23 protein-coding genes are annotated in these 16043 nt (G+C 47.1%); 21 read left to right on the top strand and 2 right to left on the bottom strand.

All coding sequences use genetic code 11. The features are described from left to right. Positions 1–10: 10 nt before the first annotated feature. The 18 genes from rplO to HP401_RS32815 all read left to right on the top strand — a co-directional run bounded on the left by rplO (position 11) and on the right by HP401_RS32815 (position 12585). Positions 11–451: a 50S ribosomal protein L15 gene (rplO, locus tag HP401_RS32900; RefSeq protein WP_007716272.1), complete on the top strand. Its 441-nt coding sequence runs from the start codon at positions 11–13 to the stop codon at positions 449–451. Then, positions 451–1746 (top strand): preprotein translocase subunit SecY, encoded by a 1296-nt coding sequence (gene secY, locus HP401_RS32895; RefSeq protein ID WP_016742841.1) that lies wholly within the window; start codon positions 451–453, stop codon positions 1744–1746. Before rplO ends, secY begins: the two co-directional genes overlap by 1 nt. A 60-nt stretch (positions 1747–1806) precedes the next feature. After that, positions 1807–2451 (top strand): adenylate kinase, encoded by a 645-nt coding sequence (locus HP401_RS32890; protein ID WP_012683997.1) that lies wholly within the window; start codon positions 1807–1809, stop codon positions 2449–2451. Between the two features lie 6 nt (positions 2452–2457). Continuing rightward, positions 2458–3204 carry a type I methionyl aminopeptidase gene (gene map / locus HP401_RS32885; RefSeq protein ID WP_012683998.1) on the top strand — a complete coding sequence of 249 codons (747 nt, stop codon included), beginning with the start codon at positions 2458–2460 and terminating at the stop codon, positions 3202–3204. Positions 3205–3322: 118 nt separating this feature from the next. Beyond that, entirely contained in the window at positions 3323–3541 is a 219-nt protein-coding gene (infA, locus tag HP401_RS32880) for a translation initiation factor IF-1 (RefSeq protein WP_003333772.1), read from the top strand. A gap of 34 nt (positions 3542–3575) precedes the next feature. Continuing rightward, on the top strand, positions 3576–3689 hold the full coding sequence (rpmJ, locus tag HP401_RS32875; protein ID WP_003333770.1) for a 50S ribosomal protein L36: 114 nt from the start codon (positions 3576–3578) through the stop codon (positions 3687–3689). 21 nt (positions 3690–3710) lie between these two features. Further along, positions 3711–4079 (top strand): 30S ribosomal protein S13, encoded by a 369-nt coding sequence (rpsM, locus tag HP401_RS32870; protein WP_012683999.1) that lies wholly within the window; start codon positions 3711–3713, stop codon positions 4077–4079. 16 nt (positions 4080–4095) lie between these two features. Then, entirely contained in the window at positions 4096–4497 is a 402-nt protein-coding gene (gene rpsK / locus HP401_RS32865) for a 30S ribosomal protein S11 (RefSeq protein ID WP_005828803.1), read from the top strand. A gap of 156 nt (positions 4498–4653) precedes the next feature. Continuing rightward, positions 4654–5598 (top strand): DNA-directed RNA polymerase subunit alpha, encoded by a 945-nt coding sequence (locus tag HP401_RS32860; protein WP_005828801.1) that lies wholly within the window; start codon positions 4654–4656, stop codon positions 5596–5598. 56 nt (positions 5599–5654) lie between these two features. Beyond that, on the top strand, positions 5655–6014 hold the full coding sequence (rplQ, locus tag HP401_RS32855) for a 50S ribosomal protein L17 (protein ID WP_012684000.1): 360 nt from the start codon (positions 5655–5657) through the stop codon (positions 6012–6014). 168 nt (positions 6015–6182) lie between these two features. Beyond that, positions 6183–7034, top strand: coding sequence for an energy-coupling factor transporter ATPase (locus HP401_RS32850; protein WP_012684001.1), 852 nt, complete (start codon positions 6183–6185; stop codon positions 7032–7034). Further along, positions 7010–7882, top strand: a complete 873-nt coding sequence (locus tag HP401_RS32845; RefSeq protein WP_142498882.1) for an energy-coupling factor transporter ATPase — start codon at positions 7010–7012, stop codon at positions 7880–7882. The genes HP401_RS32850 and HP401_RS32845 overlap by 25 nt, the downstream gene beginning before the upstream one ends. A 2-nt stretch (positions 7883–7884) precedes the next feature. Beyond that, on the top strand, positions 7885–8682 hold the full coding sequence (locus HP401_RS32840) for an energy-coupling factor transporter transmembrane component T family protein (protein WP_173606571.1): 798 nt from the start codon (positions 7885–7887) through the stop codon (positions 8680–8682). Then, positions 8679–9413 carry a tRNA pseudouridine(38-40) synthase TruA gene (truA, locus tag HP401_RS32835; protein ID WP_012684004.1) on the top strand — a complete coding sequence of 245 codons (735 nt, stop codon included), beginning with the start codon at positions 8679–8681 and terminating at the stop codon, positions 9411–9413. Before HP401_RS32840 ends, truA begins: the two co-directional genes overlap by 4 nt. 254 nt (positions 9414–9667) lie before the next feature. Continuing rightward, entirely contained in the window at positions 9668–10105 is a 438-nt protein-coding gene (rplM, locus tag HP401_RS32830) for a 50S ribosomal protein L13 (RefSeq protein ID WP_012684005.1), read from the top strand. A 20-nt stretch (positions 10106–10125) separates the two neighbouring features. Continuing rightward, entirely contained in the window at positions 10126–10518 is a 393-nt protein-coding gene (rpsI, locus tag HP401_RS32825) for a 30S ribosomal protein S9 (RefSeq protein WP_005828788.1), read from the top strand. A gap of 126 nt (positions 10519–10644) precedes the next feature. Then, complete coding sequence (gene cwlD / locus HP401_RS32820; RefSeq protein WP_267969428.1) at positions 10645–11361, top strand: N-acetylmuramoyl-L-alanine amidase CwlD; 717 nt, start codon at positions 10645–10647, stop codon at positions 11359–11361. Between the two features lie 111 nt (positions 11362–11472). Continuing rightward, positions 11473–12585, top strand: a complete 1113-nt coding sequence (locus tag HP401_RS32815) for a P-loop NTPase (RefSeq protein WP_087351557.1) — start codon at positions 11473–11475, stop codon at positions 12583–12585. Between the two features lie 52 nt (positions 12586–12637). Here HP401_RS32815 and gerD read toward each other — a convergent pair whose 3' ends face one another. After that, complete coding sequence (gene gerD, locus HP401_RS32810) at positions 12638–13294, bottom strand: spore germination lipoprotein GerD (protein WP_012684008.1); 657 nt, start codon at positions 13292–13294, stop codon at positions 12638–12640. 125 nt (positions 13295–13419) lie between these two features. Here gerD and HP401_RS32805 point away from each other — a divergent pair, with 125 nt between their 5' ends. Continuing rightward, on the top strand, positions 13420–14007 hold the full coding sequence (locus tag HP401_RS32805) for a KinB-signaling pathway activation protein (protein WP_173606570.1): 588 nt from the start codon (positions 13420–13422) through the stop codon (positions 14005–14007). Between the two features lie 26 nt (positions 14008–14033). On the opposite strand, the gene pdaB is transcribed toward HP401_RS32805, so the two are convergent. Next, positions 14034–14804 (bottom strand): polysaccharide deacetylase family sporulation protein PdaB, encoded by a 771-nt coding sequence (gene pdaB, locus HP401_RS32800; protein ID WP_173606569.1) that lies wholly within the window; start codon positions 14802–14804, stop codon positions 14034–14036. A 124-nt stretch (positions 14805–14928) separates the two neighbouring features. Between pdaB and HP401_RS32795 the strand changes: the two genes are divergently transcribed. Then, on the top strand, positions 14929–15582 hold the full coding sequence (locus HP401_RS32795) for a stage II sporulation protein M (protein WP_087351544.1): 654 nt from the start codon (positions 14929–14931) through the stop codon (positions 15580–15582). Positions 15583–15697: 115 nt separating this feature from the next. Continuing rightward, on the top strand, positions 15698–15931 hold the full coding sequence (locus tag HP401_RS32790; RefSeq protein WP_012684012.1) for a hypothetical protein: 234 nt from the start codon (positions 15698–15700) through the stop codon (positions 15929–15931). The last annotated feature ends 112 nt before the right edge of the window (positions 15932–16043 follow it).

Genomic DNA, 16043 nt, shown 5'->3' with positions numbered 1-16043 from the left:
GGTGCAACGTATGAAATTGCATGAACTGCAACCTGCAGAAGGATCCCGTCACACTCGTAAGCGCATCGGTCGCGGTATTGGTAGCGGTACTGGCAAAACTGCTGGTAAAGGTCACAAAGGTCAAAACGCTCGTTCCGGTGGCGGCGTACGCCCTGGTTTCGAGGGTGGTCAAAACCCATTGTACCGTCGTCTGCCTAAGCGTGGTTTCACTAACATCAGCCGCAAAGAATTTGCGATTGTTAGCTTGGACGCGCTGAACCGTTTCGAAGAGGGCACTGTAGTAACACCTGAGCTGTTGAAAGAAACTGGTGTTATCAGCGCGCTGCGCGACGGTGTTAAGGTTCTTGCTAACGGTGAACTGACTGTGAAGCTGACTGTAAAAGCTCACAAGTTCTCCGGAGCTGCTGCTGAGAAGATCGCACAAGTCGGTGGAACAACCGAGGTGATCTAATGTTAGCGTCCTTAACTAACATTTTCAAAATTAGCGACCTTCGTCGCAAAATCCTTTTTACGCTCATGATGCTGGTCGTTTTCCGGATCGGAAGCTATGTGCCAGTTCCTAACGTAAATGTCGCGTTGTTTCAGCAGAATACAAACCAATTACTGGGCTTGTTGAACACCTTCTCAGGTGGTGCACTGCATAACTTCTCGATTTTTGCCATGGGTATCATGCCGTACATTACGGCATCGATTATCATGCAGCTGATGTCCATGGATGTTGTGCCTAAGCTTACGCAATGGGCTCGTGAAGGGGAAGTTGGTCGTCGCAAGATTGCCACCGTTACCCGTTACGCTACAATTATCCTTGGTTTGATTCAGTCTGTAGGGATGACGATTGGATTCAACAATATGGCGCCTGGTTTGCTAAACGACACGTCGGCTAGCAGCTATGCACTCATTGCGTTGACTTTGACAGCTGGGACCGCATTCATGATGTGGATGGGGGAACAGATTACGGAGAAGGGTATCGGTAACGGGATTTCGATCCTGATCGTTGGTGGGATCGTCGCTAACATTCCGCAAGGGATTACGACGATTTACACAACACAGTTCGCTGACCCATCTCAAAACGTATTCTTCAGCGTCGTCAAAGTTCTGCTTATCCTATTGGTGATCCTCGCCATCATTGTCGGGGTTATCTTTATGCAGCAAGGCCTTCGTAAGATTCCAGTGCAATATGCGAAACGAGTGGTTGGACGAAAAATGTACGGTGGTCAATCTACCCACATTCCGCTGAAAATCAACTCTGCTGGTGTTATTCCTGTTATCTTTGCGGTATCGCTGGTAATGTTCCCGTCAACGATTGCTCAGTTCTGGGTGGATGCATCCGGACAAGGATTTGCTAACTGGATTTATCAGAACTTCCAAGTCAATAAACCATTAGGAATGACGCTTTACGCTATCTTGATTCTCGGATTCACCTACTTCTACACATTCGTACAGATCAACCCTGTACAAATGGCAGAAAACATGAGAAAAAATGGCGGTTACATTCCTGGTATCCGACCTGGTAAAAACACTGAGGTATTCATTACTCGTACATTAAACCGGTTAACATTGGCGGGCGCTTTGTTCTTGATGATTATTGCGATATTGCCATTCTTCTTCGGTAGTCTTGCAAACTTGCCACAATCCATTTACATCGGTGGTACATCGCTGTTGATCGTGGTTGGGGTAAGCTTGGATACAATGAAGCAGATTGAAAGTCAAATGATCAAACGCCACTACCAAGGGTTTATCAAGTAATGACTTAGATGTTTACAGAAAAGCTTCTGTAGCTTTTTTGATGGGACGGAGGGAATGGACGTGAATATAATTCTGATGGGACTGCCTGGAGCCGGTAAAGGGACACAGGCAGAACGTATCGTAAAAGAGTTTGACATCCCGCACATTTCGACTGGCGACATGTTCCGAGCTGCGGTCAAAAACGAAACGCCGCTCGGACTAGAGGCAAAATCCTACATGGATAAAGGTCATCTCGTCCCAGACGAGGTTGTCATTGGTATTGTGCGGGAGCGCCTTTCGATGGATGATTGCGCAAAGGGATTCCTCTTAGATGGTTTTCCGCGCACAGTTCCTCAGGCGGAAGCGTTGACAGCTACAGTAAAAGAGCTGGGACGCGAAATTGACCATGTAATTAACATCAACGTTCAACGCGAGCAATTGATTGAACGTCTGACCGGTCGCTGGATCTGCCCTGTTTGCGGTGCTAGCTATCACACGATGTTCAATCCTCCAAAAGAGGCTGGCGTATGTGATAAAGATGGTGGTAAGCTGTATCAGCGTGAAGACGACAAGATCGAAGTGGTAACACAACGCCTTGACGTGAATATCGCTCAAACACAGCCACTTATCGACTACTACTCCGCACAGGAACTTCTGCGAGATATCGATGGAGAACAAGATATCCAGGTAGTGTTTGCGGAAATTAAGTCTTTGTTGCGAGGGTAATTGCGAATGATTATCCTAAAGTCGAAAGCAGAACTTGAGGTTATGCGCGAAGCTGGTCGTATCGTCGCACTCACCCATCAAGAACTGGCCAAGGCGATCAAGCCTGGTGTCACGACGAAGCAGCTAGACGAAATTGCCGAGACCTTTATTCGAAGCATGGGAGCAATTCCATCGTTTAAAGGCTATGGTGGCTTTCCAGGAAGTATCTGTGCTTCAGTCAATGAAGAACTCGTACACGGGATCCCAGGTAAACGGGCGTTACAAGAAGGAGACATTATCAGTATCGACATTGGTGCCCAGTTTCAGGGTTATCATGGCGACTCCGCTTGGACGTATCCGGTCGGTAAGATTTCAACAGAAAACCAGAAGCTACTCAGAGTAACGGAAGAGTCCTTGTACAAGGGGCTTGAAAAAGCTGTTCCAGGTGGACGCTTATCCGATATCTCTCATGCGATTCAGGTTCATGCAGAAGCTGCCGACTTCACACTCGTTCGCGAGTATGTGGGGCATGGGATCGGGCAAAACTTGCACGAAGATCCGCAGGTTCCTAACTACGGCCCTCCTGATCGAGGACCACGGTTAAAACCAGGCATGGTGTTGGCAATTGAGCCAATGGTAAATGCCGGCGAACGTTATGTCCGCACATTGGAGGACAATTGGACGGTAGTAACAGTGGATCGGAAAACTTGTGCTCATTTTGAACACACCATCGCGATTACGGAAGATGGCTATGAGATTTTTACACGGACATAAAAACGGTAGTTCCGAACGATTCGGGATTGTCGTCCAACGTGTCGACGATAAGTTCGTTGTGTGATCATTTCGCAAAACTCATGGTCCGACTGAAGAGCAGAAGAAAGGAGAGTTTACCATGGCAAAAGATGATGTAATTGAGGTGGAAGGTACGGTAATCGAACCTTTGCCAAATGCTATGTTTCGAGTAGAATTAGAGAATGGACATAAAGTCCTTGCTCACGTCTCAGGAAAAATCCGCATGCACTTTATCCGTATCCTGCCGGGGGATAAAGTAACTGTTGAACTGTCGCCGTACGACTTAACCCGCGGACGTATTACGTACCGCTATAAATAGTAAGCAAAACCCCTAGAAAAGGGAGGCAAGAACCATGAAAGTGAGACCTTCGGTTAAACCGATCTGCGAGAAATGCAAGGTTATCCGTCGCAAAGGTAACGTAATGGTTATTTGTGAAAATCCGAAGCATAAGCAAAAACAAGGGTAAACAAGGAGGTGCTTTTGACACATGGCACGTATTGCAGGCGTAGACTTGCCGCGCGAAAAACGCGTTGAAGTTGCTCTTACCTACATTTTTGGTATTGGCCGCCCCACGTCTCAAAAAATTCTGTCCGCTACTGGCGTAGATATGAACACTCGTGTTCGCGATCTGACAGAAGATGAAGTGAACAAACTTCGTGAGTACATCGACAAAACTGTGAAGGTAGAAGGTGACCTCCGTCGTGAGATCTCCCTCAACATCAAGCGTCTGATGGAAATCGGTTGCTTCCGTGGCATCCGCCATCGTCGTGGACTTCCAGTTCGCGGTCAACGTTCTAAAACAAATGCTCGTACGCGTAAAGGTCCACGCCGTACAGTAGCAAACAAGAAGAAGTAAAGGAGGGTAATCTGACATGGCGAAAAGAAAACAAGCTACAGCAACACGTACCCGTCGTCGTGACCGTAAGAATGTTGAAGTCGGCGTAGCACACATCCGTTCTACTTTCAACAATACGATCGTCACAATCACGGATCCACACGGTAACGCGATCTCTTGGTCCAGTGCTGGTTCCCTCGGCTTCAAAGGCTCCCGTAAAAGCACTCCATTTGCTGCGCAAATGGCTGCTGAAGCGGCTGCACGCGTTGCTATGGAGCACGGCATGCGTTCCCTTGAAGTATCGGTAAAAGGCCCAGGTGCTGGTCGTGAAGCTGCGATCCGTTCCCTGCAAGCAACTGGTCTTGAAGTGAACATGATTAAAGACGTGACGCCAATTCCGCACAACGGTTGCCGTCCACCAAAACGTCGCCGCGTGTAACTGGTTTATATCGTTCAGAACATGTCCATACTAGAATGGTAAATTCTGATTTATAGCTTGTCATGCACGCAAACGGTAAACCGCCGGGGAAATTCCTGAGTGGGCACGTATGCGGCCCACCCAAGGATTTCGACGTTTTGAAGGAGGGTTTGTTTAATGATAGAAATAGAAAAACCAAAAATCGAGGTTGTGGAAGTTAGCGACGACAACTCGTATGGAAAGTTTGTTGTAGAACCTCTAGAGCGCGGATACGGAACTACCCTTGGCAACTCGCTGAGACGAATTCTTCTTTCGTCCTTGCCAGGCGCGGCAGTTCGTACTGTTCAAATCGATGGGGTTCTTCACGAATTCTCTACGGTTGAAGGCGTCGTTGAAGATGTAACCGAGATCATCCTGAACATCAAAGGCTTGGCGCTGAAGATCCATTCCGATGAAGAAAAAGTAATCGAGATCGATGCAGAAGGCGAAGGCGTTGTCAAAGCGGGAGATATCCGTGCTGACAGTGATGTGGAGGTCTTAAACCCTGATCTTCATATTGCAACGTTGGCCAATGGCGGTCGTCTGCATATCCGCATGACAGCTGGACGTGGTCGTGGTTATGTTCAATCTGATGGAAACAAATCTGAGGATCTGCCTATTGGTGTGATTCCGATTGATTCGATCTACACGCCGATCAAGCGCGTTAACTATCAAGTGGAAAATACCCGTGTAGGGCAAATGACCAACTATGACAAGTTAACACTTGAGGTTTGGACTAACGGTAGCATCAGTCCGGAAGAAGCCGTGAGTCTCGGCGCAAAAATCATGACGGAGCACCTGAACCTGTTCGTCGGTCTGACTGACGAGGCGAAGGATGCAGAAATCATGGTAGAGAAGGAAGAGGACAAGAAAGAGAAAGTCTTGGAGATGACTATCGAAGAGCTCGATCTATCTGTTCGTTCCTACAACTGCTTGAAGCGTGCCGGTATTAATACCGTGCAAGAGCTGACGCAGAAGACCGAAGAGGACATGATGAAAGTACGCAATCTGGGGCGCAAATCTCTTGAAGAAGTTCAAGAAAAGTTAGCTGAACTGGGTCTGTCCCTGCGCAGCGACGATTAGAGTAGCAAACCAAGAAGCAAACTTTTGTTCTCTCGATTAAGAGGGAGGTAAACCACATGGCACAACGTAAATTGGGTCGTCGTAGCTCAGCTCGTAAAGCGCTGTTCCGCGACTTGGTAACAGACCTGATCATCAACGAGCGCATCGAAACTACAGAGATGAAGGCAAAAGAATTGCGCCCAATCGCTGAAAAAATGATCACGCTCGCGAAACGTGGCGATCTGCATGCTCGCCGTCAAGTTGCTGCTTTCGTTCGCAAAGAAGTTGCGAATGCTGAAGGCCGCGATGCTGTTCAAAAACTGTTCGATGAAATCGCTCCTCGCTTCAAAGAGCGCAACGGTGGATACACTCGTATCCTGAAAGCCGGCCCTCGCCGTGGCGACGCTGCTCCAATGGCGTACATCGAATTCGTTTAATACATGTAAACTGGTCATTTACTCAGGTTGTAAGCCTGGTAGATTACCGCGAAAAGGGTGGGGGCAGATCTGGTCATAGGCTGGACTCTGATTCAACCCTTTTTTCCTTTCTCTTCGAAATCCTGCTAGTCAGTTCCCTGTGAAGGCTGGGGAGGTTGTGATTGCCTCATGAATGAAGATAACCTGCTGGCATTGCGAGATGTTTCTTATACCTACGATGGTGAGGATGGCCAACGGGTTCCGGTATTACAAGGTGTTGACCTTACCATTCAAAAGGGTTCCTTTGTATCCGTATTGGGTCACAACGGTTCCGGCAAATCAACGATGGCAAAGCTGATGAATGCTCTGTTGCTTCCAGAAGGCGGCACTGTACTTATCAGTGGAATGGATACGAAAGATGGGGAGCAGCTTTGGGAAATTCGACGACATGTTGGCATGGTCTTTCAGAATCCGGACAATCAGATTGTTGGGGCTACTGTGGAAGATGATGTCGCCTTTGGCCTAGAGAACATGGGTGTGGACCCCAAAGAGATGCGAGATCGTATCGATGAGGCGCTCGTTTCTGTAGGGATGGAGTCTTATTTACAAGCACAACCACATCGTCTGTCTGGTGGTCAAAAGCAACGAGTGGCGATTGCAGGGATTATGGCAATGCGTCCATCTGTCATCATTTTGGATGAAGCGACAGCGATGCTTGATCCACAAGGGAGAATGGAAGTGCTGAATCTGGCTCGTCAACTGAATCGTGATGAGGGACTCACGATCATAAACATTACCCACTTTCCGGAAGAAGCCATCTATTCGGATAAGGTCATCGTCATGAATGCGGGTGAAGTCCTGATGGAAGGTAAGCCGAGTGAAGTGTTTAATGAGGTAGATCGTTTGAAACAGGTGGGACTGGATGTGCCATTTGCCGTACGACTGCGACACGCACTTCAGTCCAAAGGGATTGATTTACCGTTTGTCCTGCATCAAGAGGAGCTGGTGGAGCACGTATGCAAATTACTTTTGACCAAGTAAGCCATATCTACGCAAAGGGAACACCGTTCGAGCGAGTTGCCTTACACAATATTTCGCTGACGATTCCATCTGGTTCGTTTGTCGGAATTATTGGCCACACGGGCTCAGGTAAGTCAACGCTGATTCAGCACTTGAACGGGTTGCTGATGCCTAGTTCAGGGCAGATTACCCTGGGTGATGCGGTCATTACTCCAAAGCGGCGATTACCCCATGCTCAGAGGCGCGATATTGGGCTCGTCTTTCAATATCCTGAACATCAGTTGTTTGAAGAAACGGTTGCGAAGGATGTTGCTTTTGGACCGCTCAATTTTGACTTGCCAACGGAAATGGTGGAAGCGCGCGTAAAGGAGTCCCTTGAAATTGTTGGCCTGGATTATGCCACGATCAAGGATCGTTCGCCATTTCATTTGAGTGGCGGACAAATGCGACGTGTTGCTTTGGCTGGTGTTCTTGCCATGCAGCCGAAGGTTCTGGTATTGGATGAACCAACTGCGGGTCTTGATCCTGCGGGACGAGTCACGATTCTTGAAGGGATCTACCGGATTCATCGGGAACAAAACCTCACGACACTATTGGTTACGCACAGCATGGAAGAGGCAGCCCGCTATGCAGACTATTTGCTTGTGATGGCACAAGGTCAAGTGGCTTTGCAGGGGAAGCCGGAGGAAGTATTCATGCATGTGGATCGTCTCCGAGAGCTGTCTTTGGATGTACCGGAAACGGTGGCTCTCGTATCGCAAATGAATCAAATGCTGCCGGACAAGGCTAGTCTGCCGCGCTCCCTTTATCGGGAGGAAGAGCTGATTGCCCATCTGCTGGAACGACTGTCCGTACCAAAGGAGGGCTAGGCATGCTGCAGAATATCGCAATTGGTCAATACGTACCAGGGCAATCTTTTTTACATCGTGCAGATCCGCGAAGCAAGCTTCTCTTCATCATTCTTTTTGCTACCTTGATTTTTCTGGCTAACAATACGGTTACGTACGCCATACTCATTGGTTTTACCTTGTATGCTGCACTTCTTTCTAGGCTTTCCTTGTCCTATATATTAAAAAGCTTAAAACCTGTCTGGATCCTGATTTTGTTTACCGTAGTCTTGCATATTTTTATCACAAAAGGCGGAACGGTTTACTTTCAGTGGGGATGGTTTACAGTAGAAGAACAGGGAGTTCGCCAGGCGATCTTCATTTCTTTGCGGTTGGGACTTTTGATTCTCATTAGCTCCCTACTAACACTGACAACCTCTCCAATCGATTTGACGGAAGGTTTGGAGCGTTTACTAGGACCACTAGGGAAGATCGGCATACCAGTTCATGATATAGCCCTGATGATGTCTATTGCACTCCGGTTCATTCCGACCCTGATGGAAGAAACGGATAAAATCATCAAGGCACAGACCGCCAGAGGAGCCAATTTCACCAGTGGAAGTCTCCTGCGCAGAGCCAAGAACCTGATTCCGATCGCTATTCCTTTATTTGTTAGTGCGTTTCGGCGTGCTGAAGAACTGGCTTTGGCGATGGAAGCGCGTGGCTATCGCGGGGGAGTGGGGAGAACGCGGCTGAATAAGCTGACGTTCACTTGGCGTGATGGAATCGTAGCTGTTGTGAGTGTGATCTTGGTAATCGTGATTGGATGGTGGCGTACATGAAGCGACTGCGATGTGTATTGGCATATGACGGAACTGACTTCAGCGGTTTTCAGGTACAGCCAGATCAAGTAACGGTCCAGGGGGAAATTGAAGCCGCATTGAATCGGGTTACCGGAGAGGATATCCAAGTCTTCGGTTCAGGCCGGACAGATGCGGGTGTTCATGCACGCGGTCAAGTGATTCACTTTGACACGGCGAGCAACATTCCGATGGATAAATGGCGGTTTGTGTTGAACAATCAATTGCCTGATTCTATTGTCATTCGGACAGTCGAAGAGGTCGATGCCTCTTTTCATGCGCGTTTTGACGTGCAAGTAAAAGAATATCGATATTGTATCGACAACAATCCAGTGGCAGATGTATTCCGGCATCGTTACGCTGACCATGTCCGGTTTCCGTTAGATGTAGACGCAATGCAGCAGGCTGCTCATTATTTGGTGGGTGAACATGATTTTACTTCCTTTTGCTCGGCAAAGACATACGTCGAGGACAAGGTTCGGACTGTGTACGGGCTCTCCGTGGAAAAAATCGGAGACGAGGTTTGGGTGACATGCCGAGGCAACGGTTTTTTGTACAACATGGTTCGAATTATTGTGGGGACTTTGGTTGAAGTAGGGCAAGGAAAAAGAAACCCTGCTGAACTGAGGGAAATCCTCGCCGCATGTGATCGGGAAAAGGCAGGTAAGACAGCACCAGCCAAGGGTCTGACCATGTGGGAAGTTGTCTACTAGTTTTCAGATTTCCAACTATTAGACGCACGAGCAGCACTTGACTATGGAGCGTCTATGTAGTACGATATTCCTTGGTATTTTAACCCCGCCTAGCCCCACTCTAGCCCCGGGATTGAAAGACAAGATCGTGATTACATGGAACACCTGGAAGAGTTGCTCACCCGTAACAGCAATTATCTTCCATTGCAAGTTTCGGTTGTTTTGGTTATAAGTAGATGGATATGTGTTAGGTAAGATATTTAGGAGGGACAAAAATGCGTACCACATATATGGCGAAACCGCTCGAAGTTGAGCGCAAATGGTACATCGTTGACGCTGAAGGCCAAACGCTGGGTCGTCTGGCGAGCGAAGTAGCTTCTATCCTGCGCGGAAAATTGAAACCAGAATTCACTCCTCACGTTGACGCTGGCGATTTCGTAATCGTAATCAACGCTGACAAAGTGAAATTGACTGGTAACAAACTGAATGACAAAATTTACTACACTCACTCCCTGTATCCAGGTGGTTTGAAAAAGACCACTGCTGGCGCAATGCTGAACAAGCGACCAGATCGTATGTTCGAACTGGCGGTAAAAGGCATGCTGCCTAAAAACAGCCTGGGACGTCAAATGTTCACCAAGCTGAAAGTATACGCTGGAACTGAGCATCCACATGCAGCACAAAAACCAGAAGTTTGGCAAATTCGCGGTTAAGGTAAAGGGAGGAAATATACGTGGCACAAGTACAATACTACGGTACAGGTCGTCGTAAGCACTCCGTAGCACGCGTTCGCCTGGTTCCAGGTGAAGGTCGCATCGTGATCAACAAGCGTGAAATGGATACTTACTTTGGTTTGGAAACACTGAAATTGATCGTAAAACAACCACTCGTTCTGACTGAAACTCTTGGTCGTTACGATGTATTGGTTAACGTAAACGGCGGCGGAACCACTGGTCAAGCTGGTGCAATCCGTCACGGCGTTGCTCGCGCTCTGCTGAAAGCAGATCCGGAACTGCGCGGCGCTCTGAAACGCGCTGGCTTCCTGACTCGCGACCCTCGTATGAAAGAGCGTAAGAAATACGGCTTGAAAGCAGCTCGTCGCGCACCTCAATTCTCCAAGCGCTAATTGCTGTTCGATACAACCCCCTTGTCTGTTCGCAGGCAGGGGGGTTTTTCCTTTTCACAAACGGGTATATTTGTCCATGTTTGTCCATAAGATGGAACGAGAATGGGACAAAGGGGACGATACACTGTGACACGAAAAGGAGTAGGCTGGATATTAGCTTTCGCCGTGCTTATGCTGTTGTTCACCTACGAAGCGCCTGATCGTTCTTCCTGGCAGGCATGGTCGCTGCCACTGACGGGAACGGTCATAGCCATTGACCCTGGGCATGGGGGAATAGACGGCGGTGCCGTTTCCAAAGCCGGGAATGTAGTTGAGAAAGAAGTGACTTTGGCCATTAGCATGTACTTGCGGGATTTCCTTCAGCAGTCAGGAGCGTTTGTAGTTATGACGAGGGAGGAAGACAAGGATTTGGCGAGTCCAGATGCGGCGCAGGCACGCAAACGAAAATCTGAGGATATTCGAAACCGAGTAAGGCTGGTCAATGATAGTACACCGGATTTTTTGGTCAGCATACACGTTAATTCCATCCCTTCTCCGAAATGGTCAGGAGCACAGACTTTTTATTCCCCTAGCTTCAAAAAGAGTGCAGAAGTTTCTTATTTGATACAAGATGAAATCAAACGGGTGATCGGTCATACAGATCGGGTTCCGAGTAAGACGAACAATGTGTTTTTGATTCGGGAAGTTAACTGCCCGGCCGTTTTGGTAGAAGTAGGCTTTGTCAGCAATACGGAGGAGGCAAAGCGACTTCAGAGCGTTGAATACCAAAAGGCTATGGCAAATGCCATTTATCAAGGGATACTGCGTCAGTACTCGGGAGAAAAAGCGCCAATTACACCTTAAGAGGGCGGTGGTCGTGTTCCGCCCGCCCGAATATGCTATAATGAACGCGCATACGCTGTCGTTATACCAGCATGGAAATGTTTGAAAAGATCATAGATGAGGTGAACCAGAATGTTGACCAGAGAACAGGTTCTCGAAGCACTACGCGATGTAAAAGACCCCGAAATTAATCGTAGCTTGGTCGAGCTCAACATGATTCGGGATATCCATATTGAAGGCAAGACAGTAAGTCTCACGGTCGTTCTGACGATTTCGGGTTGTCCGCTCAAAGCCAAGATCGAGGATGATGTCATCGCAGCTGTGAAAGCGCTAGGAGCCGAAGAAGTCCACCTGCAATTCGGTTCAATGACAGATGAGGAACGTGCGGCTCTGTCTGCCCAATTACGTAAGAACCAAGGTGGGCAAACACATAACATGACACCGGGACAAGCTCCCGTCTTGAATCCGATCTTGGCGAAGGATTCGAATACGACCTTTATCGCGGTCACTTCCGGAAAAGGTGGCGTCGGAAAATCGACGGTGACAGTGAACCTGGCTGTTGCGCTCGCGCGTTTAGGAAAAAAAGTGGGCATTATCGACGCAGACATTTACGGCTTTAGCGTGCCCGATATGATGAATATTGAACAACGTCCAACCGTGATTGGCGAAACCATCCTGCCTGTTGAAAAGCAAAACGTAAAAGTTATGTCCATGGGCTTTTTTGTGGAGGACAACTCTCCGATCATTTGGCGTGGTCCTATGCTGGGGAAAATGCTGCGTAACTTTTTCACGGAAGTACACTGGGGAGAAGAATTGGACTACCTCTTGCTGGATTTGCCTCCAGGAACGGGGGACATGGCCCTTGACGTGCACACCATGATTCCGCAAAGCATGGAGATTGTGGTAACGACTCCTCATGCTACCGCGGCGTTTGTAGCAGCACGGGCAGGCGCTATGGCAAAGCGGACCGGTCATGAAATCCTCGGTATTGTAGAAAATATGGCATGGTACGAAGCAAAGGATGGTTCGAAAGAATACGTATTCGGGCGTGGTGGAGGAGCTAAGCTTGCCGAGACATTGACATGTGAGCTGCTCGCTCAAATTCCGCTGGGACAACCGGATAATCATCCATCTGAACCTGATTATTCCCCATCCATCTATGGAGAAAAGACCGAAATTGGTCAGCTTTACATCGATATGGCCAAACGTGTCATAGAAAAATGCGGGGAAGCCGTCAAACAGTAAGATCCAAGAAGATGAAAAAGGTGGGCTCTACAATAGAGCTCACCTTTTCGTTTTAAGAAGATTTACCGCTGCCTCCGCCAGAAGAACCTCCGCCGGAGCCTCCACCTTTACCTTCTTTTCCTTTTCCTTTTTTCTTCGGCTTCAGTTCCTTTGGCTTTGTCAGGTCCTCGGATACTTTGGTCATGATCTTCATGAGTTCAGCCTGGAACAAAGGACTTTGCAAGGAATCCTTCATCACTTGCATGGTTTGCTGTCGATAAGCAGAGCTTTTCATCAGGTCCATCAAATTTTTCTCAAACTCAGGGTCTTTCATTACGCTTATGAGCTCTTTTTGGTATTCAGGGTCCTTCATTAGGTCCTTCATTAGCGTTTTTTGTTCGTTTTTCATTGATTTTGCCATGGCGCTTGCGAACTTAGGGTCTTTAAACGCTTCTTTGATGTGCGTGTTATTGGGATTCGTCATGCTTTGAATCAAAGTTGTCCGCACTGTCGACTCGTCCAGCATCAGGTTTTGTTTGAACTTATCATCCTTCATCATTTTCCCTACAGATTGCTTCGCTTCGTCCGTCTGCAATATGTCCAGCACCATGTCTTTGACGCTTTTATAATCAGGCTGAGACGAACTTTGCGCTTGTCCGCCACCCCCGCAACTGGTAAGAACCAGACAGACAAGAGCGGTTAACCAAAAAGACATCGTCTTTTTTCTCATGGGGTGGACACCTCCTTCTTTACTCTGCCTACAAGTAACGTGTGCATTTTGTTTTGTTCTTACGCTAGTATTTTCTTGTATCCATTGGTACAATCATATTCGATGTGGATGGGAGGGAATACTTGGTGAGTTTGCGTAAGTATGGATGGCTTTTTATTACCACGCTCTTGCTTGGGGGATTAGGTGGGATCCTGGTTGCCCTTATTTTTGACCTGGATAAGCTGCTCGAAGGAAGCACAGGTAACTTTTTTGTCGGCTTGTTCATGTATCTACTGTATGGAATGACCATTAGTATTGTGGCTCAGATGGGTTTTTTTGCGTATATGACGATTAATTATTTCGCCAAAACAATATTCAAAACGGCTTCCCTATGGAAAAGCGTCCAAGTATTTCTTATATTGTTTGTCTTTTTCGATATGATTTATCTTCGCTATACGTCCTTCGGTGAAGGAAAAGGATTTGGCCTATACTTTATTGAGCCAACGCTATTATTGATTGTTGCTATTGTTACCGCATATGGAAAAGTAAGTCTGACCAATAAATCTGCATGGATACCGACGACCTTCTTTATGTTTGTTGTTACGGCACTGGAATGGATTCCAGCATTGAAGGAAGATAATGTGCGTGCAACACTGTCCATGCTCGTCCCACTATTGTTTTGTAACGTCTGGCAAGTCATGCAATTGCATCGTCTGGTAAAAAGAGAAAGCTGACCCAATGAAGGTCAGCTTTTTTGGTTTTAGTGAACTTCTTTGCTTTCTACACTTGTACCCGAAATGAGTTCGGATACTGTAACGAATTCATAGCCATCCTTGCGAAGTTGATCAATGATCACTGGGAGGGCAAGATGTGTATCTTTTGCAGAATCGCTCGCGTGCATCAGGACGATGTCGCCTGGATGAGCTTTGGATAATACATTATTGATGATCACATCTGTTCCCGGATTGGTCCAATCTTTTGAGTCCGTATCCCATTGGATGACGGAATACCCCATACGATTCGCGATTTCCAGCACTCGTTTGTCAAAATCACCATTGGGCATCCGAATGAGTGTTGGTTTTTTTCCAGTCATTTCGGTTAAAATGGAGTCCGCTTTGCCCATTTGGGAGCGAATTTCTTCATCGGAGTATTTGGTGTAGTTATCATGCTTGTGACCGTGCGAACCAATTTCTAGACCATCCTCTTTGATTCGTTTCAAGATGTCCGGATGTCGTTGACTCCAAGGAGAGGAGAGGAAAAAGGTCGCTTTGTTTACCTTTTTTTCTTTCAGCACATCCAGTATAGGTAATGCTCGTGTCTCTCCCCAGCTGATATCAAAGGTAAGGGCGATTCTCTTTTCTTTGGTGTCGACCTTATAAATAGCTTGGGGGGCTTGCATGCTGGCACCTTCAGCAAAGGCAGCAATTGAGTCGCGTTCCGCATAACCAAATCCGGCTGTTAGCACGATGGCCGCAACGATAATTAAGATTTGCTTTAATCGTTTCGCGCTGATCACGTAAATGAATTTCATGGATAGTACCTCCTTTGTCCGATAACAGTTTATGCAGGGAAGACAAGGATATTCTTTGGCCTGTTGGCTATTGTTGAGGTACAATGCATATAGTGAATTATGAGGCAGTAAAGGGGTGTGGTGCATGGGCAATCGATTGCGGCATTTATGGCTTGATAACCGAAACTATTTCTTCGCCGCATGCTTACTATTTTTGGGTGGCGCCTTGATTGGGTATTTTCAAGCACCGCTCGTTGAAGAGATGGTCGGTAAAATGATGGGCCAATTAAAGGAAATTGCTGAACGGATAAAGGATAACGGCGGCGGACCTTTAGCGGTATTCTGGACGATTTTTTCCAATAATGTTTTTAGTGCATTGATGATGATGGCGCTAGGAATATTGTTTGCGTTATTTCCTATAATTGGAATGCTCACGAATGGAGTGCTGCTTGGATTTATCTTTTTCAAATACAGCGGCGTTGGAGTAAGTCCATGGCTTATTTTTAGTGCAGGAATTTTGCCACATGGAATTTTTGAGCTCCCAGCTATCCTGTTTGCAGCAGGAGTGGGTATTCGTTTAGGGGTGCTGAGTTTACGCTCAGTGGGAGTTCTAATCCAACCGCAAAAGCTGGCACGATTGAAAAATGACTGGTACGATACACTCAAGCAATTTCCATTAGCGGTTCTTACGGTGGTCGTTCTGTTATTCGTCGCTGCCATTGTGGAGAGCACGATAACTCCAACCCTTCTCAAGGAAACGGTGGGCCAACAACTGCAGCAATTGAACTTACTGAAATAATTCAGATTTGCAAACAAATTGAAGCCTTCCTAAACGGAGGGCTTTTTATTTTGAATAGGGCTGAATTTTGATGGAAAGGATAGAGGAGAGACTCGTAAGGCGGAGGGCGATATCGTTGCTAGGGTTTTTGTTTAATACGAAAGAAGTACAGGAACTAGAATACTTGTTAAAACGTGAGCTGGAAGAGATGCTCCTTGATTTTAGCGATAAACGAATTGATCATCTAGTGAAGCGGGCCATGGAGGAGAGGTACTCCATCATGTTTCGCATGTACGCAAGAATCGCTTCTCCCAATGAGTTATCTAAGTATGTCAGACGTAGAAAACTCGGGGAGGAGCATTATACTTAAAAACTTTTTTAAAAAACATATTGACTCAAAGATAGGTCACGTGATAGATTAGTTCTTGTCCTTAAGACGCCATCACAAATAACGATGAACACTGAGGACAGGAAATTGCTCC

It is taken from the genome of Brevibacillus sp. HB2.2 (assembly GCF_013284275.1).
GTDB classification, from domain to species: domain Bacteria; phylum Bacillota; class Bacilli; order Brevibacillales; family Brevibacillaceae; genus Brevibacillus; species Brevibacillus brevis_D.
This window is presented reverse-complemented; position numbering and strand designations above follow the sequence as displayed.

Coding starts and splice junctions, on each gene's coding strand:
- rplO (WP_007716272.1), top strand. CDS start 11: ATGAAATTGCATGAACTGCAACCTGCAGAAGGATCCCGTCACACTCGT.
- secY (WP_016742841.1), top strand. CDS start 451: ATGTTAGCGTCCTTAACTAACATTTTCAAAATTAGCGACCTTCGTCGC.
- map (WP_012683998.1), top strand. CDS start 2,458: ATGATTATCCTAAAGTCGAAAGCAGAACTTGAGGTTATGCGCGAAGCT.
- infA (WP_003333772.1), top strand. CDS start 3,323: ATGGCAAAAGATGATGTAATTGAGGTGGAAGGTACGGTAATCGAACCT.
- rpmJ (WP_003333770.1), top strand. CDS start 3,576: ATGAAAGTGAGACCTTCGGTTAAACCGATCTGCGAGAAATGCAAGGTT.
- rpsM (WP_012683999.1), top strand. CDS start 3,711: ATGGCACGTATTGCAGGCGTAGACTTGCCGCGCGAAAAACGCGTTGAA.
- rpsK (WP_005828803.1), top strand. CDS start 4,096: ATGGCGAAAAGAAAACAAGCTACAGCAACACGTACCCGTCGTCGTGAC.
- HP401_RS32860 (WP_005828801.1), top strand. CDS start 4,654: ATGATAGAAATAGAAAAACCAAAAATCGAGGTTGTGGAAGTTAGCGAC.
- rplQ (WP_012684000.1), top strand. CDS start 5,655: ATGGCACAACGTAAATTGGGTCGTCGTAGCTCAGCTCGTAAAGCGCTG.
- HP401_RS32850 (WP_012684001.1), top strand. CDS start 6,183: ATGAATGAAGATAACCTGCTGGCATTGCGAGATGTTTCTTATACCTAC.
- HP401_RS32845 (WP_142498882.1), top strand. CDS start 7,010: ATGCAAATTACTTTTGACCAAGTAAGCCATATCTACGCAAAGGGAACA.
- HP401_RS32840 (WP_173606571.1), top strand. CDS start 7,885: ATGCTGCAGAATATCGCAATTGGTCAATACGTACCAGGGCAATCTTTT.
- truA (WP_012684004.1), top strand. CDS start 8,679: ATGAAGCGACTGCGATGTGTATTGGCATATGACGGAACTGACTTCAGC.
- rplM (WP_012684005.1), top strand. CDS start 9,668: ATGCGTACCACATATATGGCGAAACCGCTCGAAGTTGAGCGCAAATGG.
- HP401_RS32815 (WP_087351557.1), top strand. CDS start 11,473: ATGTTGACCAGAGAACAGGTTCTCGAAGCACTACGCGATGTAAAAGAC.
- gerD (WP_012684008.1), bottom strand. CDS start 13,294: ATGAGAAAAAAGACGATGTCTTTTTGGTTAACCGCTCTTGTCTGTCTG.
- pdaB (WP_173606569.1), bottom strand. CDS start 14,804: ATGAAATTCATTTACGTGATCAGCGCGAAACGATTAAAGCAAATCTTA.
- HP401_RS32795 (WP_087351544.1), top strand. CDS start 14,929: ATGGGCAATCGATTGCGGCATTTATGGCTTGATAACCGAAACTATTTC.